General features: G+C 67.7%; 19 protein-coding genes and 5 tRNA genes. 7 read left to right on the top strand and 17 right to left on the bottom strand.

Features of this window, described 5'->3' with window-relative positions:
- Positions 1-10 precede the first annotated feature (10 nt).
- From clpP to LF41_RS06475, 4 genes are all read right to left on the bottom strand, one after another.
- The gene (clpP, locus tag LF41_RS06490) at positions 11-637 is read right to left on the bottom strand and encodes an ATP-dependent Clp endopeptidase proteolytic subunit ClpP (protein ID WP_036167511.1); all 627 of its coding nucleotides are present in this window, start codon (positions 635-637) and stop codon (positions 11-13) included.
- 35 nt (positions 638-672) lie between these two features.
- The gene (tig, locus tag LF41_RS06485; RefSeq protein WP_036167508.1) at positions 673-1,968 is read right to left on the bottom strand and encodes a trigger factor; all 1,296 of its coding nucleotides are present in this window, start codon (positions 1,966-1,968) and stop codon (positions 673-675) included.
- Between the two features lie 109 nt (positions 1,969-2,077).
- Positions 2,078-2,159, bottom strand: a tRNA-Leu gene (locus LF41_RS06480).
- A gap of 50 nt (positions 2,160-2,209) precedes the next feature.
- On the bottom strand, positions 2,210-2,533 hold the full coding sequence (locus LF41_RS06475; protein WP_036167505.1) for a hypothetical protein: 324 nt from the start codon (positions 2,531-2,533) through the stop codon (positions 2,210-2,212).
- Positions 2,534-2,710: 177 nt separating this feature from the next.
- On the opposite strand from LF41_RS06475, the gene LF41_RS06470 reads away from it, so the two are divergent.
- On the top strand, positions 2,711-3,007 hold the full coding sequence (locus tag LF41_RS06470) for a carboxypeptidase-like regulatory domain-containing protein (RefSeq protein ID WP_036167504.1): 297 nt from the start codon (positions 2,711-2,713) through the stop codon (positions 3,005-3,007).
- Here LF41_RS06470 and LF41_RS06465 read toward each other — a convergent pair.
- From LF41_RS06465 to LF41_RS06440, 6 genes are all read right to left on the bottom strand, one after another.
- Positions 3,000-3,512, bottom strand: a complete 513-nt coding sequence (locus LF41_RS06465; RefSeq protein ID WP_036167501.1) for a hypothetical protein — start codon at positions 3,510-3,512, stop codon at positions 3,000-3,002. The genes LF41_RS06470 and LF41_RS06465 overlap by 8 nt on opposite strands.
- Positions 3,512-4,513, bottom strand: a complete 1,002-nt coding sequence (locus tag LF41_RS06460; RefSeq protein ID WP_036167498.1) for a hypothetical protein — start codon at positions 4,511-4,513, stop codon at positions 3,512-3,514. The genes LF41_RS06465 and LF41_RS06460 overlap by 1 nt, the downstream gene beginning before the upstream one ends.
- Before the next feature lie 185 nt (positions 4,514-4,698).
- Positions 4,699-4,774, bottom strand: a tRNA-Lys gene (locus tag LF41_RS06455).
- A 41-nt stretch (positions 4,775-4,815) separates the two neighbouring features.
- Positions 4,816-4,892: transfer RNA gene (locus LF41_RS06450), tRNA-His, on the bottom strand.
- A 128-nt stretch (positions 4,893-5,020) separates the two neighbouring features.
- Positions 5,021-5,097, bottom strand: a tRNA-Arg gene (locus LF41_RS06445).
- An 8-nt stretch (positions 5,098-5,105) separates the two neighbouring features.
- Positions 5,106-5,182, bottom strand: a tRNA-Pro gene (locus LF41_RS06440).
- A gap of 114 nt (positions 5,183-5,296) precedes the next feature.
- Between LF41_RS06440 and LF41_RS06435 the strand changes: the two genes are divergently transcribed.
- The gene (locus LF41_RS06435) at positions 5,297-6,055 is read left to right on the top strand and encodes a Bax inhibitor-1/YccA family protein (RefSeq protein ID WP_036167494.1); all 759 of its coding nucleotides are present in this window, start codon (positions 5,297-5,299) and stop codon (positions 6,053-6,055) included.
- A gap of 69 nt (positions 6,056-6,124) precedes the next feature.
- On the opposite strand, the gene LF41_RS06430 is transcribed toward LF41_RS06435, so the two are convergent.
- From LF41_RS06430 to grxC, 3 genes are all read right to left on the bottom strand, one after another.
- Positions 6,125-7,153 carry an isocitrate dehydrogenase gene (locus LF41_RS06430; protein ID WP_036167491.1) on the bottom strand — a complete coding sequence of 343 codons (1,029 nt, stop codon included), beginning with the start codon at positions 7,151-7,153 and terminating at the stop codon, positions 6,125-6,127.
- Between the two features lie 103 nt (positions 7,154-7,256).
- Positions 7,257-7,649, bottom strand: a complete 393-nt coding sequence (locus LF41_RS06425; protein ID WP_036167488.1) for a carboxymuconolactone decarboxylase family protein — start codon at positions 7,647-7,649, stop codon at positions 7,257-7,259.
- Positions 7,646-7,909 (bottom strand): glutaredoxin 3, encoded by a 264-nt coding sequence (grxC, locus tag LF41_RS06420; RefSeq protein WP_036167485.1) that lies wholly within the window; start codon positions 7,907-7,909, stop codon positions 7,646-7,648. Before grxC ends, LF41_RS06425 begins: the two co-directional genes overlap by 4 nt.
- 217 nt (positions 7,910-8,126) lie before the next feature.
- On the opposite strand from grxC, the gene LF41_RS06415 reads away from it, so the two are divergent.
- The 5 genes from LF41_RS06415 (at position 8,127) to LF41_RS06395 (ending at position 15,504) form a co-directional block, all read left to right on the top strand.
- Positions 8,127-9,698 carry a M48 family metalloprotease gene (locus LF41_RS06415; protein ID WP_036167482.1) on the top strand — a complete coding sequence of 524 codons (1,572 nt, stop codon included), beginning with the start codon at positions 8,127-8,129 and terminating at the stop codon, positions 9,696-9,698.
- 111 nt (positions 9,699-9,809) lie between these two features.
- Positions 9,810-10,499: a phosphate regulon transcriptional regulator PhoB gene (phoB, locus tag LF41_RS06410; protein ID WP_036167479.1), complete on the top strand. Its 690-nt coding sequence runs from the start codon at positions 9,810-9,812 to the stop codon at positions 10,497-10,499.
- A 9-nt stretch (positions 10,500-10,508) separates the two neighbouring features.
- The gene (phoR, locus tag LF41_RS06405) at positions 10,509-11,888 is read left to right on the top strand and encodes a phosphate regulon sensor histidine kinase PhoR (RefSeq protein ID WP_084073426.1); all 1,380 of its coding nucleotides are present in this window, start codon (positions 10,509-10,511) and stop codon (positions 11,886-11,888) included.
- A complete protein-coding gene (gene ppk1 / locus LF41_RS06400) occupies positions 11,885-13,969 on the top strand; it encodes a polyphosphate kinase 1 (protein ID WP_036167477.1) in 2,085 nt (694 codons plus the stop codon). Before phoR ends, ppk1 begins: the two co-directional genes overlap by 4 nt.
- A 92-nt stretch (positions 13,970-14,061) precedes the next feature.
- On the top strand, positions 14,062-15,504 hold the full coding sequence (locus LF41_RS06395) for a Ppx/GppA phosphatase family protein (protein WP_084073434.1): 1,443 nt from the start codon (positions 14,062-14,064) through the stop codon (positions 15,502-15,504).
- Here LF41_RS06395 and LF41_RS06390 read toward each other — a convergent pair.
- The 4 genes from LF41_RS06390 to LF41_RS06375 are packed head-to-tail and all read right to left on the bottom strand — an operon-like array spanning position 15,501 to position 20,763.
- Positions 15,501-17,573 carry a S9 family peptidase gene (locus LF41_RS06390; RefSeq protein WP_036167474.1) on the bottom strand — a complete coding sequence of 691 codons (2,073 nt, stop codon included), beginning with the start codon at positions 17,571-17,573 and terminating at the stop codon, positions 15,501-15,503. The two genes, LF41_RS06395 and LF41_RS06390, sit on opposite strands and share 4 nt — an antisense overlap.
- A gap of 10 nt (positions 17,574-17,583) precedes the next feature.
- On the bottom strand, positions 17,584-19,422 hold the full coding sequence (locus LF41_RS06385; protein ID WP_152599915.1) for a hypothetical protein: 1,839 nt from the start codon (positions 19,420-19,422) through the stop codon (positions 17,584-17,586).
- Positions 19,419-20,339, bottom strand: a complete 921-nt coding sequence (locus tag LF41_RS06380) for an ABC transporter ATP-binding protein (protein WP_036167471.1) — start codon at positions 20,337-20,339, stop codon at positions 19,419-19,421. The genes LF41_RS06385 and LF41_RS06380 overlap by 4 nt, the downstream gene beginning before the upstream one ends.
- Positions 20,340-20,352: 13 nt before the next feature.
- On the bottom strand, positions 20,353-20,763 hold the full coding sequence (locus tag LF41_RS06375) for a GntR family transcriptional regulator (RefSeq protein WP_052116195.1): 411 nt from the start codon (positions 20,761-20,763) through the stop codon (positions 20,353-20,355).
- Positions 20,764-20,804: the final 41 nt, after the last annotated feature.

The raw sequence follows: 20,804 nt of genomic DNA, 5'->3' as shown, positions 1-20,804 counted from the left end.
CTGACGCGGTTCACGCCGCCTGGATCGAATCGTCCGGCCGGCGTTCCAGCACCTGGTCCACCAGGCCGTATTCACGCGCGGCTTCGGCGCTCTTGAAGTTGTCGCGCTCGGTGTCCCGGGCGATGGTCTCGAGGGCCTGGCCCGTATGGCGGGAGAGGATCTCGTTCAGGCGCTGGCGCAGGGTCAGGATTTCGCGGGCATGGATGTCGATGTCCGTGGCCTGGCCCTGGAAGCCGCCGAGCGGCTGGTGGATCATCACGCGGGAGTTCGGCAACGCGTAACGCTTGCCCTTGGCGCCCGAGGCCAGCAGCAGCGCGCCCATCGAGGCGGCCTGGCCCACGCAGATGGTGCTCACGTCCGGCTTGATGTACTGCATGGTGTCGTAGATCGCCATGCCCGCCGTGACGATGCCGCCCGGCGAGTTGATGTACAGGCTGATGTCCTTCTCGGGGTTTTCGGCCTCGAGGAAGAGCATCTGCGCGACGATCACGTTGGCCACGTGGTCGTCGATGCCGCCCACGAGGAAGATCACCCGCTCCTTGAGCAAGCGCGAATAGATGTCGTACGCGCGCTCGCCGCGGCTGGTCTGTTCGACCACCATCGGCACGAGGTTCAGGGCTTTCGTTTCGAGGCTCATGGGGTTCCGGTTCTCGTTGTCGGGCGCCGCCCGCCTTACTGGCGGATGGCGTCCTGGAAGGATAGCGCCTGCTCCGTGTGCTTCGCGCGCTCGGCGATCCAATCGATCACCTGCTCTTCCATCACGCGGCTCTGCAGACCAGCCATGAGCTGGGGATCGTTGCGATACAACTCAATGACCTGCTCGGGCTCTTCGTAGGTGGATGCGATCAGGCGCATCGTCTCGTTCAGACGGCGCTGGTCGAGGCGAAGTTCATTGCGGCGGGCGATCTCGCCCACCAGCAGCGCGACCAGCACGCGCTTGCGCGCCGGTTCCATGAACTGCGACTGGTCCACGGCGACCTGCTGGCCCTGGCGGCGGGCCTGCTCGGCCATGCCGTTGGCCAGCGCGCGGGCTTCGTTTTCGACCAGGCGCGGCGGCATTTCGACGTGTTCGAACTTGGCGACGAGCTGCTCACCCACTTCCTTGCGCAGGCGCTGCATCAGCGCGCCCTTGAGCTCGCGCGCCAGGTTGCTGCGGATCTCGGCGCGGAACTGGTCCATTTCGCCCGACTTCACGCCGAAGCTGCGGATGAAACCGGCGTCGACTTCCGGCAGTTGCGGCTCGGAGACTTCCAGCGCCTTGACGGTGATGGAGACGGTCTTGCCGGCGAATTCGGCGATGCGCCATTCGGCCGGGAAGTCGACCTGCACGGTCTTCGTCTCACCGGGGGCCATGCCGATCACGGCGTCTTCGATTTCCTTGAGCATCGCGCCGGAACCGACGACGGTGCTGCCCTTCTCGGCGCCTTCCGGCGGACGGCGCACGCCGTCGACTTCGGAGAAGTTCTCCATCGTCACCAGGTCGTGTTCCTTCGCGGCGCGCTCGACCTTGTTCCAGCCCTGGCGCTGCATGCGCAGGTTGTCGATCATGCGGTCGATGTCGGCGTCTTCGACTTCCGCGGTGTGGCGGACGACTTCCAGCCCTTCGACATCGACGTCGCCGAAGTCCGGCACGATCTCGAACGTGGCGACGAACGCCAGTTCACCCTCGCCGGCGGCATCGCTGCTCGGCTCGATGCGCGGGTTGCCGGCCAGGCGGAGTTCGTTCTCGCGGATGGCGCCGTCGAAGCTTTCGCGCAGCATGCCGTCGAGGATTTCCTGCCGGACCTGGTCGCCGTAGCGCTGCTCGATGACCTTGGTCGGCACTTTGCCCGGGCGGAAGCCCTTGATGCGCGCGGTCCGCGCGATTTCCTTCAGGCGGCCACCGACCTGGGTGTCCACGCGCTCCGCCGGCAGGCGGAAGGTCAGGCGGCGTTCGAGGTTGCCGAGGGTTTCGACCGAGACTTGCATTGCTGGGAGCTCTTCTGATGGGTGGCAGGCCGGCCGCGGAGCGCGGCGGGCGGAACGGGGTAGTTTGGCCGAAAGCGGTCCGCGCCGCCACTCGGCGGCGTCCGGGGAATGCGAAAGGCGGGACTCGAACCCGCACGCCTTGCGGCGCTGGAACCTAAATCCAGTGCGTCTACCAATTCCGCCACTCTCGCGCCGGCGCATTGTGCCCGGCCGCGGCGGGGATGCGCCACGGCGGGCGCGGCTACTCGCGATGGACCTTGGCGCGGTAGGCGATGCCGTCGCGGAAATCGACCTGCAGGACCACCGGGGCGCCGGTGTCCTTGTCCAGGGCGACGTTCCAGGTGGAGGCCTCCTGCCCCAACGTCCGCCCGGGGCCCAGCATCTGGTTCACCTCGTGCCACTTCTTCCCGATCAGCAGCCGGCGGCCGATGAGGTCGGCGGTGAATGCGTTGCGCTCGAACTGGTCCACCTGCCGCCAGGCTTCCGGGGTGAACCGGCGCCCGTCGGACATGCAGGCGGCAAGCAGGAACATCAGGGGCAGGACGAGCAGGAAGCACCGGCGCATCGGGGGATCTCCGGAACGGCGCGCAATGCGCACATCCAATAGCCACGCAACCTACCGTTCCGGGCGGCCCTGTCCGTGTCGCGTGTCTCGGTGAGTGATGGTCACCGGTGACCTCCGGCACAGTTTCCGGACGAGATCGCCCGCCTACGCTCGGCACGTCCAACCGGAGGTTCGTGCATGTCGCGCAGTCGCTTGGCCGCCACGCTGGCGGTGGTGTTGTTCACGATGGCGTTTTTCGCCCACGCCCAAAGCCCGTCGGGCAGCATCAGCGGGAACGCGACGACCGGCGATGTCGTCGACATCAAGGGCGCCGACACCGGGTTCCACCGCGAATTGAAAATCGAGAAAGACGGCAAGTACTCGGTGCGGCAGGTGCCCGCCGGCAGCTACATCGTCACCGTCACGCGTCCGGATGGATCGCAGGTCGAATCGGTGATCGAAGTGCGCGTGGGATCGGCCGCACGCGTCAAATAGCGGGGCATCCGCGATTCAACCGCGCCACCAGGCCGCGGTTGGCTTCGCGCAACGCCAGTGCGAGCGCACCGGCCGATTCGGCGTCGGTGCCCCACCACGTCATGCTCGCGGGCTGGCCCCGGATGACGACGGGCTCCGCATTCCCGATCTTCGCCTCGTACACCGCGACCGGCACGTTCGTGACGCGGTTGGTGGCGATATACAGCTGCATCAGACGGATCGACACGTCGGGGCCTTCGCCGGCCTCCGACAAACCGATGGTGCGCAACTGATCGCGCACCATCCGCGCGGGATCTTCGATGACGAATGCGGTCCTGCCCATCGTCCCGAACCCGCTGTTCGCGGGGCGCGCGTCCACGACGTCCTTCAGCCGATACGGGCACTGCACCGCCATTTGCGCATCGAGGTTCAGCCGCGCCGGATCGACGGTCACCTTGCGCATCGGCATCGAGCCGCAGCCGGCGAAGGACAGCGCGACCACGAACGCGGCTGGAACCGCGCGCATTACTGGCTGCCACCTGCGGCGGCGGGCGACGCTGCGGGCGCTTCGACCGGCTGCGCATCGTTCGCGGCGGGCGCAGCGGGCACGGCGACGACCGCGGGTGCATCGGCTGCGGGCGCATCGACCGAGATCGGACCGGTGACGATCTGATACCCCTGGATCGTTTGCGCGAGCTTCTTGCCGGTGCGCGCCCAGACGAAATCGGGCTCGGACTTCAGCGTCATGCCGTGATAACGGCGGCCCTTGAGCGTGGTCTCCATGCCGCGGTTGGGCTGCTCCCACTGCGCGCGGCCCGCATCGGAGAAGTCGAACACGAGCATGTCGATCGACTGCGCGATGCCCTGGTCGAGCAACGCGGTGAGTGTCGGCTTGCCGAGATCGACCCACTGCTTCGCATTGGTCTCCGACGCCGCGTCGAGCGGCATGTTGAACTTGTACACGCGCGTGAACCGCACGAAGTCGCGGAACTTGCCGCGCGGCGAGACATCGCGCTCGATCACCTGCGCGGTGATGCTCACCGACAGCGTCGCCAGCGTGTTGTCCATCGCGTAACGCGGCGTCAGCACGAGCGCCTTCGCCGCGCGCGGCGCATTTTTCTCGGCGCGCTCGGCCAATGCGGCGGGCGACAGGAACAGGAACTGCGGCGCGTTCGACAAGCCCTCGGACGGCAGCTTCGCGCGCAGTTGCGCTTCCAGGCGCGCGTTGAAGTCGTAACCGATGAGCACGTCGCGGATGGGCGCGACCGTCGATTCAGCCTTCTTCGCCGCGGAATTCTCGATGGCCGACTCGACGACCGAACCGACCAGCGCACCGAGCAAACCGAACTGCATGCCCGCCGCGCCGGCATTGCTCTCGGGAACGTCGACCGCGATTTCCTGCTGCGGCTGCGACACCTCGACCACGAGATCGGGCGCGACCGGCTTGGTGATGAACGGAATGCCGCCGGCGAAAACGGCGAACGAAGACACGGCCAGGCCGAAGGCCAGGCAGACGCGAGCGAGCATCGATTTCCCCTGTGCGTGATTCGAGATTCGCGGACATCGCCGCGCGGGCTCCCCAGCCCGGCGGCGATCTTACGGCGTGAAGCGGGAAAGAAAAAAGGCAGCCACCGATAGTCACCGCCGCGCGGCTGCGAATCGGGATCGCGGGCAATAAAAAAGGCACCTGGGAAACCAGGTGCCTTCGTTATTGGTGGGCCGTCAAGGATTCGAACCTTGGACCTATTGATTAAGAGTCAACTGCTCTACCAACTGAGCTAACGGCCCGTGCGGCGCGCATTGTAAACGAAGCGAGTCGCGAAACGGAATGGGGTGGCTGAGGGGACTCGAACCCCCGACATCTGGAATCACAATCCAGTACTCTAACCAACTGAGCTACAGCCACCACAACGCACGCGATCCACTGCGAGCGGCCGGCTATTCTTCAGGATGCGGCGCAGGGTTGCAAGCCGCACGGACACTCCCAGTCATCTCCCCCGGCAAATCGCAGCGCGCCCGAGGCGCTGCGCGCTTTGGCGCGCCCGGCAGGAATCGAACCTGCAACCGCCGGCTTAGAAGGCCGGTGCTCTATCCGATTGAGCTACGGGCGCTTCGAAAGTGGTCGGGGTAGAGGGATTCGAACCCCCGACATCCTGCTCCCAAAGCAGGCGCGCTACCAGACTGCGCTATACCCCGGTGGTTCCGCCCCGGAAGGCCGGGGACGCGGGATTCTGGGAACGGCCGGCCCCGCCTGTCAACGCAAGCGTGTCGCGGTATGCTCGGCCTTCGTTCACACACGGGGAGAGATGCATGCTTCGCACGGGTAATCCGGCGCTCAAGGAATCCACGTTCCTCGACATCGGCAGCGGCACGGTCGTCACGCGCGACGGCCAGGCCATGACGCTCAACGGCACGGTCCACAAGACGGGCCTGCTCCTCCTGCTCGCCGTCCTGACCGGCGCCTTCGCCTGGAACAGCGCCGCGCCCACCGCGGAAGGCGTCTCGCCCAGCGCGCTCATCTTCCTGATCGGCGGCCTCGTGGGCGGCCTGGTGTTCTCGCTCGCGACCATCTTCAAGAACAACTGGGCGCCCGTCACCGCGCCGCTGTATGCGTTGTTCGAAGGCCTGTTCCTCGGCGCGATCTCCGCGTTCATGGAATTCCAGTATCCGGGCATCGTGCTGCAGGCGGTGATGCTGACGATGGGCACGCTGTTCGCGCTGCTCATGGCGTATCGCTCGGGCCTGATCCGCGCGACGGAGAACTTCAAGCTCGGCGTGGTCGCGGCCACCGGCGGCATCGCGCTGATCTACCTGGCGACGATCGTGCTGCGCCTGTTCGGCACCGACATCCCGTACATCCATGAGTCGGGCGTGATCGGCATCGGCTTCAGCCTGTTCGTCGTTGTCGTCGCCGCGCTGAACCTGGTGCTGGATTTCGACTTCATCGAGAAGGGCGTCGACGCCAGTGCGCCGAAGTACATGGAGTGGTACGCCGCGTTCGGCCTGATGCTCACGCTGGTGTGGCTGTACATCGAGTTCCTGCGCTTGCTCGCCAAATTGCGCGACTGAACGCACCTGCGCTCCAAACAAGAACGGCGCCTCGAAGGCGCCGTTCTTGTTTCATCCCGCAAAAGACGATTACGCAGCGGCGCGCTTTGCGATCGCCTTGGCGAACGACATCGTGTTGCCCTCGCCGCCCAGGTCCGGCGTCAGCGAATCCTTCGCTTCCAGCGTGGCGATGATCGCCTCGCGCAGCTTGGTCGCCTTGTCCGTCATGCCCAGGTGGTCGAGCATCTGCCCGGCCGCCAGCAGCAGCGCGCACGGATTGGCCACGCCCTTGCCCGCGATGTCAGGCGCCGAGCCGTGGACCGCTTCGAAGATGGCCGCATCGGTGCCGATGTTGGCGCCCGGCGCGAGGCCCAGGCCGCCGACGAGGCCGGCGCACAGGTCGGAAATGATGTCGCCGAACAAGTTGGTGGTCACGATGATGTCGAACTGCTCGGGCTTCATCACCAACTGCATGCAGCAGTTGTCGACGATCATCTCGTTGCACTGGATGTCGGGATATTCGGCGGCCACGGTGCGCGCGGTGCGCAGGAACAGGCCCGACGTCGACTTCAGGATGTTGGCCTTGTGCACCACGGTGACCTTCTTGCGTCCGGTGCGGCGCGCCAGCTCGAAGGCGTAGCGCACGATGCGCTCGGAACCGCGGCGCGTCACCTTCTGCGTCAGCACGGCGGTCTCGCCGTCTTCCGACAGCGCCTGGCCTTCGCCGATGTACGCGCCTTCGGTGTTCTCGCGCACGGTGACCAGGTCCACGCCCGTCGGGAAGCGCGACTTGGTGTTGGGGAAGCTCTTGGCCGGGCGCACGTTGGCGTAGAGGTCGAAGCGCTTGCGCAGCTCGACGTTGATCGAGCTGAAGCCCTCGCCGACCGGCGTGGTCAGCGGGCTCTTCAGCGCGATGCGGTTCTTGCGGATCGAGTCCATCGTCGCCGCCGGCAGCAGCTCGCCGACCTTCTCCAGCGCCGTCATGCCCGCGTCGGCGTACTCGTACTGCAGGCCGAGGTTCATCGCATCCAGGACGTGCAATGCCGCGTCCATGATTTCGGGGCCGATGCCGTCGCCCTTGAGGACGGTGATCGTGTGCTGCGCGGGGGTCTGCGTCATTGAGGCGTCCGGACGTGCGGACGGCACGCGGGCGCGTGCCGTCGGGTTTTGGGAGCCCGCAATTATGCCAGAGGCCGCCGGCGTTCCGTCCGGCCCCGTAGGGTCAGGCGTGGTCGTGGGCTGACGCGCCCGCCGCTTCCCCGGATTCGAGCTTGTCGAGGAAATCCACCGCGCGGCGCATGTGCGGGATCACGATGGAGCCGCCGACCACCAGCCCGACCGAGAAGGCCTCGAACATCTCGTCGCGGTTGACCCCCGCTTCGCGGCATTGCGCCACGTGGTAGCTGATGCAGTCGTCGCAGCGCAGGACCATCGAGGCCACCAGGCCCAGCAGCTCCTTGGTCTTCACGTCGAGCGCGCCAGCCTGGTAGGTCTGCGTGTCGAGCGCGAAGAACCGGCGGACGACCTGGTTGGGTTCGGCCAGGATCCGCTCGTTCATGCGCTTGCGGAACTCGGTGAATTCGCGGACGCGGTCCGCTTCGTCGCCGCCGCTCATGCGCCGGCCACCATCGGTTCGAACTTGCCCGCGCGGTGCAGCGCCATCATGTCGTCGTAGCCGCCGACGTGCGTCTCGCCAACGAAGATCTGCGGCACGGAGGTGCGGCGCGTGCGTTCGACCATCTTTTCGCGCTCGCCGGGCGCGGTGTCGATGCGCACTTCGGTCCACGCCAGGCCCTTGCTCTTCAGGAAATTCTTGGCCGCGACGCAGTACGGGCAGATCGCCGTGCTGTAGATGGTGATGATGGGATTGGTCATGAGGGGCTCCGGAACCTTGTGCGCCCCGGAAGGGTCGGAACGCGATGGTCGGAAATATGGGACGCGCCGGCCGGCATTTCCACCCCTTCGGGGGAACGCCGGTGCAACACTGCGTGCGCGTCCACGGTTCGAAGCGTGCTGAAATGAGTTAACCGGTGGTTCACCGGTCCCGTGCGAGGAAGCCTGCGTGAACTCCATTTTCCGATCCGCCCCGCGCATGGCCACCCTCGGCCTCGCCGCGTTGGCCACCCTCGCCCTCGCCGCGCCCCTGATGGCGCAGAACAAGTCGCGCCTGCCCGACATCGGTTCGTCCGCCGGCCAGGTGCTGGGCCCGGCGCAACAGGCCGAATACGGCGCGATGACGCTCAGCCAGCTGCGCCATTACGGCTACGTGCTGGACGATCCGTTGGTCGAAGAATGGCTGCAATCGGTCGGCCACCGCCTCGCCGCCAACAGCGACAAGCCGCGCCAATCCTTCACCTTCTTCATGTTGAAGGACCGGCAGATCAATGCGTTCGCCACGCTTGGCGGCTACGTCGGCACCAATGCCGGCCTGGTGCTTGCCGCCACGCGCGAAGACCAGGTCGCCAGCGTGCTGGGCCATGAAATCGCGCACGTCACGCAGGACCACGTGCTGCGCGGCGTGGAGCGCGCGCAGCGCGACAGCGTGCCGATCCTGCTCGCGATGCTCGGCGCGATCCTCGTGGCGCAGCAGGCGGGCGGCAATTCCAGCGACGACGCCTCGATGGCCGCGCTCTCGGCCGGCCAGGCGCTGATGTACCAGCGCCAGATCGACTACACGCGCGACAACGAAGCCGAGGCCGATCGTGTCGGCATGCAGACGCTCTCGCGCAGCGGCTACGACCCCAAGGCGATGGCCGAATTCTTCACCACGCTGCAAGGCTGGGTGCGCGCCAACCAGGGCGGCTCGCGCGAACGCACGCCCGATTACCTGCAGACGCACCCGATCACCGTCACGCGCATCAGCGAGGCGAAGGAGCGCGCGGCGACGATGAAGTCCTCCAGCAGTTTCGTCGCGCCCAGCGCCAGCAACCCGATGCTGCCGGGCAACCTCAAGCTGCCGCAGAACTCGCTCGGCGCCGCCGGCACCGGCCAGTTCGGCTGGGCGAAGGAACGCGTGCGCGTGCTCAGCGCCAACACGCCGGCCGAAGCCATCCGCGAATACGAGCAGATGCGCAACAAGGCCCCGCTCGACGACGCGCAGCAATATGGCCTCGCCCTCGCCCGCCTGCAGGCCGGCCAGCCCTCGGGCGCGATCACCGAACTCGCACCGCTGCTCGAAAAACGCCCCGGCGATACCTGGCTGCAACTGGCGATGGGCGAAGCCGAAGCGCGCGCGGGCAAGAAGGCGGAAGCCGACGCGCGTTTCCAGAAGCTCGTCGACCGGATGCCGCGCAACCGCCCGGTGGTGCTGACCTATGCGCAGATGCTGGGCGAACGCGGTGACGCGGCGTCGGGCAAGAAAGCGCAGGGAATCCTGCGCAACCTCGCCTCGATGGCCGGCGACGACCCGGTCTACCAGGAGACCTTCGCCCGCGCGAGCGACCTGGCCGGCGATCCCATCCGCGCCGGCGAAGCCCACGCCGAGGCCGAATACCTGAACGGCCGCCCGGAACGCGCGCTCATCCAGCTCGAAAACCTCAAGAAGCGCAGCGACCTGGACTATTACGCGCGCGCCCGCATCGACGCCCGCATCGCGCAGATCACCCCGACGGTGCTCGAACTGCACCGCCAGGGCGTCAAGGACGAGACGCTCAATCGGAACTAGGCAGGCGACACGGATGTGACGGTGTCACCCGACGGTCACAAAACCGTCGTCCAATGGCACCATGGCCCGCAGACGCGGGCGCCAAGGGGCGATCCCCCGCTCGCCAACCCCATGCTCAAGCGCATCCTCATCGTCGACGACGAACCGGCCATCCGCGACATGGTGGCCTTCGCCCTGCGCAAGGCCGAGTTCGACCCGGTGCACGCGGGCGATGCCCGCGAGGCGCAATCGGCCATCGCCGACAAGGTCCCCGACCTGATCCTGCTCGACTGGATGCTGCCCGGCACCAGCGGGCTCGAGCTCGCCCGTCGCTGGCGCAAGGAACTCCTGACCCGCGAAGTGCCGATCATCATGCTGACCGCGCGCGGCGAAGAGAACGACCGTGTCGGCGGCCTGGAAGCCGGCGTCGACGATTACGTCGTCAAACCTTTCTCCGCCCGCGAGCTGCTCGCGCGCATCCGCGCCGTCATGCGCCGCTCGCGCGAAGACGACGAAGACGGCAGCGTCAAAGTCGGCGGCCTGCGCATCGACGGCGCCGCGCATCGCGTGTTCGCCGACGACGCGCCCGTGCAGATCGGCCCCACCGAATACCGCCTTCTGCACTTCTTCATGACGCACCCCGAGCGCGTTTACACCCGATCGCAATTGCTCGACCACGTGTGGGGCGGCAGCGTGTACGTCGAGGAACGCACCGTCGACGTCCACATCCGGCGCCTGCGCAAGACGCTGGAACCGCACCAGCTCGACCCGATGGTGCAGACCGTCCGCGGCGCGGGCTACCGATTCTCCGCCGCGGTCTAGACTGGCGGCATGCCACCGCGCGCACGACAGACCTGGATCCGCACGCTCGGCCAGCTCGCCGCCGTCCTCGGCGGCGCAGTGGTCGTCGGCGTGCTCGTCGGCCACCCGTGGCCCGTCGTGACTTCTGCCGCGCTGGGCATCGTCGCGTGGCACTACACGCGATTGCACGGTGTCCTCTCGCGTCTGTCGAAAGGCAATCGCGTGCCGCCGCCCGACGGCGATGGCGTGTGGAACGAACTCGACCGCCTGCTGCATCGCAGCCAATCCGACGTGCGCGCGCGCAAGCGCCGCCTGGTCGCGATGCTGCGCGCGTATCGCGCCGCGGCGATGGCGCTGCCCGACGCGGTCGTCGTGATCGAACGCAACAGCCAGCGCGTGCAATGGTTCAATCCGGCGGCGACCACGTTGCTCGGCCTGCAGTACCCGCGCGATGCGGGCGCGCCACTCGGCGAGCGGTTGCACACGATGTCGCTTTCGCGCTGGCTCGCCGCCGGGCGCCATGCCGAACCGTTGTCCGACACCGCCTCGCCCGTCGATGCCACCACGCGCCTGAGCCTGCGCCTGATCCCGTATTCGGAAGAGTTGTGGCTGCTCGTCGCGCGCGACGTCACCAAGCTCATGCGCCTGGAACACATGCGCCGCGACTTCGTGGCCAATGTCTCCCACGAATTGCGCACGCCGCTGACCGTCGTGCACGGGTATCTCGATCTGCTCGATCCGGCCGACCAGCCCGAATGGGCGCCGATGCTCGCCGAAATGCAGCGCCAGTCGCAGCGCATGACGCAGCTCGTCGAAGACCTGCTCACGCTGTCGCGGCTCGAGGCGCAGGACGGCGTGGTCGATGATCCGGTGTCGATGGCCTCGATGCTCGCAACGCTCCGCCGCGAAGCCGAAGCGCTCAGCCAGGGCCGCCATCGCATCGTCATCGACGATCAGACGCTCGCGTCCAACACGCCCCTCGACCTGCGCGGTTCGACGAAGGAACTGCACAGCGCCTTCTCCAACCTCGTCAGCAACGCGGTGCGCTACACGCCCGCCGGGGGCACGATCACCGTGCGCTTCGCCCCCGACGGCGATGGCGCGGTGCTCGCGGTCAACGATACCGGCTACGGCATCCCCGCCGCGCACCTGCCCCGCATCACCGAACGCTTCTATCGCGTGTCCACGAGCCGCTCGCGCGAGAGCGGCGGTACGGGCCTGGGCCTGGCCATCGTGAAGCACGTGCTGAACCTGCACGGCGCGCGCCTGTCGATCGACAGCGAAGTCGGGCAAGGCAGCACGTTCGCGGGCCACTTCCCCGCCGATCGCGTGCTCCCGCGAGACGCCCACGACGGATTCGACGCCCCGGCTGAGGCAGAATCCATGGACGCCCCGTTGCAGAAGCCATGAACGCCGCCCTCGACACGCCGCAGGACCTCGACCCGCTCCGCGACCCCGCGATGTACTTCAATCGCGAGCTCTCGCAGCTCGACTTCAACTTCCGCGTGCTCGCGCAGGCGCGCGACCCGAGCGTGCCGCTGCTCGAACGCCTGCGTTACCTGTGCATCTCCTGCACCAACCTCGACGAGTTCTTCGAGATCCGCGCGGCCACCGTTCGACACGCGCAGGACTTCGGCGTGCCGCCCGGCCCGGACGGCATGGCGCCCGCGACGGTGCTGAAGGAAATCCACGCGCGCGCGCAGGACCTGGTCGACGCGCAATACCGCTGCTGGAACGAAGAACTGCGCCCGCAACTCAACGATGCCGGCGTCCGCATCGCGCCGCGCGATGCGTGGAGCGCCAAGCAGACGCGCTGGCTGCGCGACTACTTCCGCGACGAAATCCTGCCCGTGCTCTCGCCGCTGGGCCTCGACCCCGCGCATCCGTTCCCGAAGATCCTCAACAAGTCGCTGAACATCGTCGTCGTGCTCAAGGGCAAGGACGCGTTCGGCCGCGCCGGGCACCTGGCCATCGTGCGCGCGCCGCGTTCACTGCCGCGCATCATCCAGATCCCGCCGGAAGTCTCGGGCGGTCCGACGGACTTCGTGTTCCTCTCCGCGGTGCTCTCGGCGTTCGTCGACGAGTTGTTCCCCGGCATGGAAGTCAAGGGCGCGTACCAGTTCCGCGTCACGCGCAATTCCGAACTGATCGTCGACGAAGAGGAAGTCGAGAATCTGGCGCTGGCGTTGCGCGACGAACTCGTCGGCCGCGGCTACCTGCGCGCGATGCGCCTGGAGATCGCCGAACAGTGCCCGACCGAAATCGTGCGCTCGCTGTTGGTGAACTTCGACCTGCCCGAAAACGCGGTGTATCGCATCAACGGGCCGGTGAACCTCAACCGCGTGATCCAGGTGTACGACCTGGTGCAGCGCCCGGACCTGAAATACACGCCGTTCCAGCCGCGCAACCTGCGCGACATGGACGGGATGTTCGAGCGCGTCGCCGAGAGCGACGTGCTGCTGCACCATCCGTTCGATTCCTTCGCGCCCGTGCTGGAGCTGATCAAGCAGGCGGCCGAAGACCCCAACGTGCTCGCGATCAAGCAAACGCTGTATCGCGCGGGCAAGGATTCGCCGATCGTCGACCAGCTGGTGCAGGCCGCGCGCAACGGCAAGGACGTCACGGTCGTCGTCGAGCTGCGTGCACGCTTCGATGAAGAGGCCAACCTCGGTCTGGCCGATCGGTTGCAGGACGCGGGTGTGCAGGTCGTCTACGGCGTCGTCGGTTACAAGACGCACGCCAAGATGCTGCTCATCGTGCGTCGCGAAGGCCGCAAGCTGCGCCGTTATTCGCACCTCGGCACCGGCAACTACCACTCCGGCACCGCGCGCGCGTACACCGACTTCGGATTGATCACGGCCGACCCGGACATCGGCAACGACGTCGACCTGATCTTCCGCCAGCTCTCGGGCCTGGCGCCGGCGATCAAGCTCAAGCGCCTGCTGCAATCGCCCTTCACGCTGCACGCGGGCGTGCTGGCGCGCATCGATCGCGAAACGCGCCACGCGAAGGCCGGCAAGCCGGCACGCATCGTCGCCAAGATGAACGCGTTGAACGAGCCGCAGGTGATCCGCGCGCTCTACACCGCGTCGCAGGCGGGCGTGGAGATCGACCTGATCGTGCGCGGCGCCTGCGCGCTGCGCCCCGGCGTGCCGAGCGTGTCGGAGAACATCCGCGTGCGCTCGATCGTCGGCCGCTTCCTCGAACATCACCGCGTGTACTGGTTCGGCAACGACGGCGATCCGGAGTTGTTCTGCTCCAGCGCGGACTGGCTGGAACGCAACCTGCTGCGCCGCATCGAAACCGGCTTCCCGCTGCTCGACCCCGAACTCGCCGAGCGCGTACGCGAAGAAGCGCTGGTGAACTACCTGGCCGACAATTGGAACGCATGGTCGCTGGATGCCGACGGCCGCTACGAGCGCGTGCGTCCGGTCGGTGACGACATGCCGCATTCCGCGCAATCGTGGTTGCTGGCGAAACTCTGCTCGTGAACGAAGTCCTCGCCCGCCCCCGCGCCACCGCGTTGCCGTTGCGGGACGGCGACCTGCTCGCCGCCGTCGACCTGGGGTCCAACAGCTTCCACATGGTGGTCGCGCGTTACGTGCTCGGCCAGCTGCGCGTCGTCGACCGCATCCGCGACATGGTGCGGCTCGCCGAAGGTCTCGACGGCAAGGGGGGCCTCGACCCTGCCGTGATGCGCCGCGCGTTGGTGAGCCTGGAGAAGTTCGGACAGCGCCTGCGCGACATCCCGCCGCAGCGCGTGCGCGTGATCGCGACCAACACCGTGCGCCAACTCGCGATGCCGCAGGTGTTCCTGCTGCCGGCGGAAACGGCGCTGGGCCATGCGATCGAAGTGGTCTCGGGCCGCGAAGAAGCGCGCCTGGTGTACCTCGGCGTCGCGAACGCACAGCCGCCAAATCCGGGCGAGCTCCGCCTGGTCATCGACATCGGCGGCGGGTCCACCGAATGCATCATCGGCAGCGGGCTGGAGGCGATCGAACGCGAAAGCCTGCAGGCCGGTTGCGTCGCGAGTACGCGCCGCTTCTTCCCCGACGGCAAGTTGTCGCGCAAGCGCTGGAACAAGGCGCTGACGGAAGTCTCGGCGGAGTTCCAGCAATTCGCCACGACGTATCGTGCGTTGGGCTGGCAGGAAGCGCTCGGTTCGTCGGGCACCAACAAGGCCATCGGCGATATCTGCGCCGCGATGAAACTGACGAAGGGCGCCGTCACCTCGGCCGCGCTGCCGCAGGTACGCGATCGCCTGCTGCAGGCGCAGACGATCGACCAGATCGATCTGCCGGGATTGTCGAACGAACGAAAGCCGATCATCGCGGGCGGGCTGCTGGTGCTCGAAGCGGCGTTCGACGTGTTGGGCCTGGAGCGCATGGCGGTGAGCAAGGCCGCGCTGCGCGAAGGCGTGCTGTACGACATGCTTGGCCGCGGTGGTGCGGACGATCCGCGCGATGCGTCCGTCGCGGCGCTGATGCAGCGCTACGGCATCGACGTGGCGCAGGCGCACCGCGTGCAATCCACGGCGCTGCACCTGTTCGACCAGGTGGCCGGTGAATGGAACCTGCCGCCGGAAGCGCGCGCGATGCTCTCGCGCGCGGCCCTGTTGCACGAACTCGGCCTGGCCATCGCGCACAGCCAGTACCACGTGCATGGCGCCTACGTGCTCGAACACTCCGACATCGCGGGCTTCTCGCAACAGGAACAACGCGTGCTCGCCTCGCTGGTGCGCACGCATCGGCGCGGCATCCCGAAGTCGGCGTTCGACCAGATCCCCGACCGCCTGCTCGCGCGCACCAAGCGCAACGCCGCGCTCCTCCGCCTCGCCGTGCTGCTGCACCGCTCGCATGAAGCCGATGCGATTCCCCGCGCCGAGGCCGTCGCCAACGGCGACAACCTCCTGCTCACCCTCGACAAGCGCTGGCTGGACCAGCGTCCGCTCGCGCGCGAGGACATCGGCGGCGAACCGAAGGACGCCGCCGACCTGGGCGTGAACCTGAAGATCGGCGCGGACTAGTCGGCGAAGTTGCTTCCGCGCAGCCGCAGATCCTTCGCCAACGTCGCGCGCAACCCCGCATCCGGCGCCGCCGGCGCACCGCCGCCCAGGCGGCGATGCAGCATCCGTTCGATGAGATACAGATACGCCTCGCGCGTGCGTGGGTCGCTTACCGAATGGCGCGCGGCCTGATCGACCAGCAAGGTCACGTCCTTCCCGTGCGACTGCAACGCCGCGGCGTAATGCAGCACGCTGCGGATCGGCACGCGTTCGTCGTCGCCGCCTGCCAGCAGCAACACCGGCCGCGTGAGTCGCGACGCATGCAGGATCGGCGATTGCGCGCGCAACCGCGCGGAGACCTTCGGATCCGCGGGATCGAGGTCGAGCAAGCGCATGCTGGTCGACATCGGGATGCCGGGCGCCATCTGGTCGACCGTGCGCGAATACCAGCGCAGCACCCAGCCCAGGTCGGCGGGCGGCACCGCGGCCACGCCGACGCGGAACAACTCGGGCTGGAACGTCACGCCCAACAACGCCGAATATCCGCCGAACGACGCGCCGACGATCCCGGCGCGATTCGCATCGCCGATGCCTTGCGCAGCGAGGAAACGCACGCCTTCGACGATGTCCTGCTGCACGCGCCCATTGCCGAAGTCGCCCTTGCCCGCCCGCATGTAGCTGCGGCCGAAGCCGGTCGAACCGCGGAAGTTCGGCTCGTACACGACGTAGCCGCGGTTGGCGAGCATCTGCGACACGCTCGAGAACTCCGGGCCGAAGTGCGCGAACGGACCGCCATGCACGTGCGCGACGATGGGCGCGCGCGTCGGGTCGACGCCATGCGGCACCAGCACGTAGCCGTGGATCGGCATGCCGTCCGATGCGCGATACGTGAACGGGATCTTGCGCGCCATGGTCGACTCGGCGATGGCGGGCGCGGGCTTGTCGCGCCAGAACGTGCCGGGGTCGCCGAGCAGATCGCGGAACGCGCCGGTCGCCGGATCGTAGGCGTGCAGGCGCTCGCCCTTCATCGTCGCCGCGCGCTCGTGCACCAGCCAATGCGTGGCGCCGACATCGATGCGCACGTTGCGCTGCGGCCAGCGCGCTTCGATGCGCGCGACGTGGCGTTGCGCATCCGGCGTGAGGCCGTAGTTCGCGCCGACCATCGTGCGGTAACCCGCGATCACCGGCTGCTGCGTGCGCACATCGAGTGCGACGTCCTGCAAGTCGTCGCTGCCGCGCGGGTCGACGTGCACGGTCGTCAGTGTGTCGTCCGCTTCCAGGCGCGCGAGGCGGCGGAGGTCGGAGCCCACATCGGTCAACAGCGTCGCCGTGCGGCCGTCGGCCGACGCCGCGAGCAATGCGCAGCGTTGCAGATCGACGCAACGCAGCGCCGGCGTCGCCTTCCCGCCCTGCATGCGATAGACGGTGTACCGCGTCTCCTCGACCCGCGTGAAGAATGCCAGGCGGCCGCGCGCATCGAAGGCGACATCGACGATCTGCTTGCCCTCTTCGCGGATCAATGTTTCCTTGCCGTTCGTGTCGATGCGGAACACGCGCCAGCGTTTCGCCAGGCGCGAGACGACCGGCGGGCTTTCGAGCACGAGGATCGCCGCGGGCGTCACGGGATCGGCGCCGAGCGACGTGCGCGCCCAGCGTCCGCCGAGTTTCGCGATCGCGCGTGAGCCGCCCTGCCCGTCCACTGCCATCGCGAACACTTGTCGCGGCGATTCGAGGAACAACCAGCGGCCATCGCGCGACCACGCCAACGCTTCGGCATCAGTGTTCGGCAACATCCGCCGCGGCGCACCGCCCGCCATCGGCGCCACCCACAACGTGCGGTTGCGGCCTTCATCGCGCAGCCATGCCACGCGGCCGCCATCGGGCGAGAGCCACGCGCCCCGCAGGCTCGACGAGGCGAGGAACGCGACACGCGGCACCTGCGGTGCGCGCGGCTGCGCGCTTTCCGATGCGACGGCCGCACGCAACGCGCGCACGTCGCCCATGTCCTGCGCGTTCGCCGGTCCGCACATCGCCATCGCGAAGGCGAGCACCACCAGCCCGAACCGCGTCGGGGGCTTGATCATCGTCATGTCTGCGGCCTCAGGCGATGGCGGGCTGTGCGACGAATTCAGTCTCGTCGACGGTCTCGCGCTTCGGATACAGCAGCCACAGCGCCATCAGCGCCGGCAGGCTGATCAATCCGCACGCGACGATCCACGCGATCCGCGCAGGCGGCGACAACGCCGTCTGCCGCGTGCGCCACACCGCGCCGAGCAGCGAGAACAGCATCAGCACGCCGGCCACCACCTGGATCGCGAGCGGCACCGGCGGCGCGCGCTTCTCCAACGGCGCCATGCCGTCGGCGAACGCCGTCTTCGCGGCCTTCTGCACGGTGTAGACGACCGGCGACGGGAACCAGTTCTGGTAACGCCACGCGTCCACGTAGTCGGGCGTGATGTCGCGTCGCGCGACCGGATGCACGCCGCCCGATTCATCGACGCGCAGGACCACCTGGAACGGCAGCGCCCCTTCGGCGTTGTACGACGAGCGCACGAATGCGAACGACAGCAGCCAACCGTCGAGCAGCTCCATCGCGTCGATGCGTTGCAGATCGCCGGCGGCGGCCGGCAACGGCACGCGCTGGCGCGGGACGAGGACGCCGTCGTCGTTTTCGAGCTCACGCGCGTCGTAGAAATACAGCGCGCGATCGCTGAGCAGCGCGACATCGTCGCCCGCCTCCCCGAAACCCGCGAGGCGCTCGCCCTGCGGCAACCGCGCACGGGGCAAGACCAATCGCGCATCGGCGTCGTACTGGTAAACGGTGGAGCGGTCGAACAACACGTTCTTCGGCCCCGGCAACACCGGCGCGGGGAACGGCGCATCACCCGCGACGCCGAGCGCACCCGCCGGCCGGCGATCGACCAGGCTGTAGCCTTCGAAGCGCATCGTGTCGTGGCTGAAGACCCAGCGCACGCGGCGCTCTTCGTCGTCGAATTCCATCGGCGCCAGGTTCATCAGCTGCCCGCGCGCGGGCACGGTGCGCCAGTTCGGCCCGACCGAGAAGATCTCGGAGATCTTCGCCTGCTCGCGCCACAGCGCCGCTTCCGGATCGGTGCTGCCCGCCAGGCCCAGGCGGAAGACGTCCTTGCCTTCGGCGTTCTCGAGTTCCTTCTCGCCACCGGCCTGCGGCACTTCGAGGTTGTTCGGATGCGAACCCTGCGCAATCCACACGAACTCCACGCCGAACCCGACGAGCACCAGCGCGATCCACATCGCGATGTTGAGCGGCGCGCCGATGATGGCGATGCGCGCGAATCCGCGCGGCGCCGCGCTCAGGTCTGGCTTGAACGCGACCAGCACCATCGCGGCGAGCCATGCGAGCGCAAGCCCTTGCAACAACAACGCCCCAAGGCCCGTCGCTTCGGAGGCCGCGAACAGGCACAGGAACACGCCCGCGCAGAAACCGATGCGGCGATCGGCGAGCATCACGAAGCACCCCGCGAGATACCCGCACGTCGCGACCATCCACGCCGACACGATCAGCAGCACGTGGCGCGTGTCGACGACGCGCGGCGTCATCCATTCCTGCCAACCGGCGACCACGAGCGCGGGCAACAGGATGCCGATCGCGAGCAACACCGCACCCGCGCCGGTCAGCGCGACGGCGATCTTCCAGGGTGCGAGCGGACGATGCAGCAGGTTGAGCCACGTGTTCGGGCGTCGATACCCGCCCATCTGGTACAGGCCCAGCAACAGGCCCAATGCGCCGTAGGTGCACGCGAACACCTGGTAGACCATCTCCGGTTGCTGCGCAAGGTCCACCACGCGCGTGAGGAATCCGAGCACCACCAGTTGCACGGCCACGCATCCGGCGGCCCACCAGCGGAAGCGGAGCAATTCGGCTTTGAGCAGATCGATCATGAGTGCGTACCCGGTCATGCGTGCTGCGCCTGTGCGGGCGCGGCGTGGTTCTTGGCGAGGAAGCCGTTGACGGCGCGGTCGAGGCTCACCGGCATGCTCTGCACCGAGCGTGCACCGCTGGCCCGCAGGAACTCGGCGAAGTCGTCGTCCTGGTCGAGCACCAGGTAGTGGTGCAGGCCGTCGAGGCGTTGCAATTGCAGCAGGCCGGGGACCGTCTGCGGATCCGGGCCCTTGAACGGGATGTCCGCCACCCAGTGCGTCACGCGCGCGCAGAAATCGTCGGGCGCGGACATGTGCATCAAGCGACCGCGTTCGAGGATGATCAGGTTGTCGGCAACGCGCTCGATCTCCTCCATCTGGTGCGAGCAATAGATCACCGTGCAATCGTCGGTGGCGTTGCTGTACATCAGCGACTCGAGGAACGCGCGCTTGGCGACGACGTCCAGGCCGAGGGTGGGTTCGTCGAGCACCAGCAGTTCGGGCCCCTGCGCGAGTGCGAGCGCCAGGTTGAAACCGGCGCGTTCGCCGCGCGAGAGCTGCGCGACTTTCTGTTCGGGCAGCACGTGGTAGTGCCCGAGCACGCTCTGGAATGCCTGCTCGTTCCAGCGCTTGTACTGGCGGCGGTGCATGTCGATCACCGCGCTGATGCGCATCCAGCCCGGCAAGGTGTGTTCTTCGTTGACGAAGCCGATGCGGCCGCGGTCGTCGGGTGTCAGGCGCTGCGAATCGCGCCCGAGGATCTGCGCGCTGCCCGCCGTCGGCGGCAGGAAGCCGAGCAGGATGCGGAAGAGCGTGGACTTGCCGGCGCCGTTCGCGCCGACCACCGCGTGGATGCGGCCGCGCGGCACGCGCAGGTCGAGGTGGTCCAGTGCGAGCTTGCGCCCGTAGCGCTTGCTCAGCGCCTGCGTCTGGATGACGTAATCGTTCGAAGTCATGTCTTAGGTCCGGTCAGGCGGACTTGCGGGGCGCAAGCGCGAGAAATTCGTGGTGGAGGCGCGCCTGCACCTCGTCAGGCGCGAAGTCGAGCGCGATGACGTCGTGCAGGAAACGCTGGATCGCCTCGTCGAGCCGGCGGCTGCGCTCGGCATCGCTCAATCGCTGGCGCGGGGGCGCCACGTAAAGGCCGAGCCCCTGGCGCGACTCGACCCACCCTTCCGCGGTGAGCTCGGCATAGGCCTTGGCGACGGTGTTCGGGTTCACCGTCAGCTGCTGCGCCAGGCCGCGCACGCTCGGCAGCTGGTCGCCCGGCTCGAGTTCGGCCGTGGCGATCTTCATGCGCACGGCGTCGACGATCTGCTTGCTGATCGGCCGGGGGTCGCCGGTGGCGATCTGCAGCATCAGGGCCTGGGTGCGGGGCATCGAGGTGTCCTATCTGTACTGTGGCCACTAGTACAGTAGGA

It is taken from the genome of Lysobacter dokdonensis DS-58 (assembly GCF_000770795.1).
Taxonomy (GTDB): Bacteria; Pseudomonadota; Gammaproteobacteria; order Xanthomonadales; family Xanthomonadaceae; genus Noviluteimonas; species Noviluteimonas dokdonensis.
The sequence above is the reverse complement of the archived record's forward strand: the minus strand, read 5'-3'. Positions and strand labels throughout refer to the sequence as shown.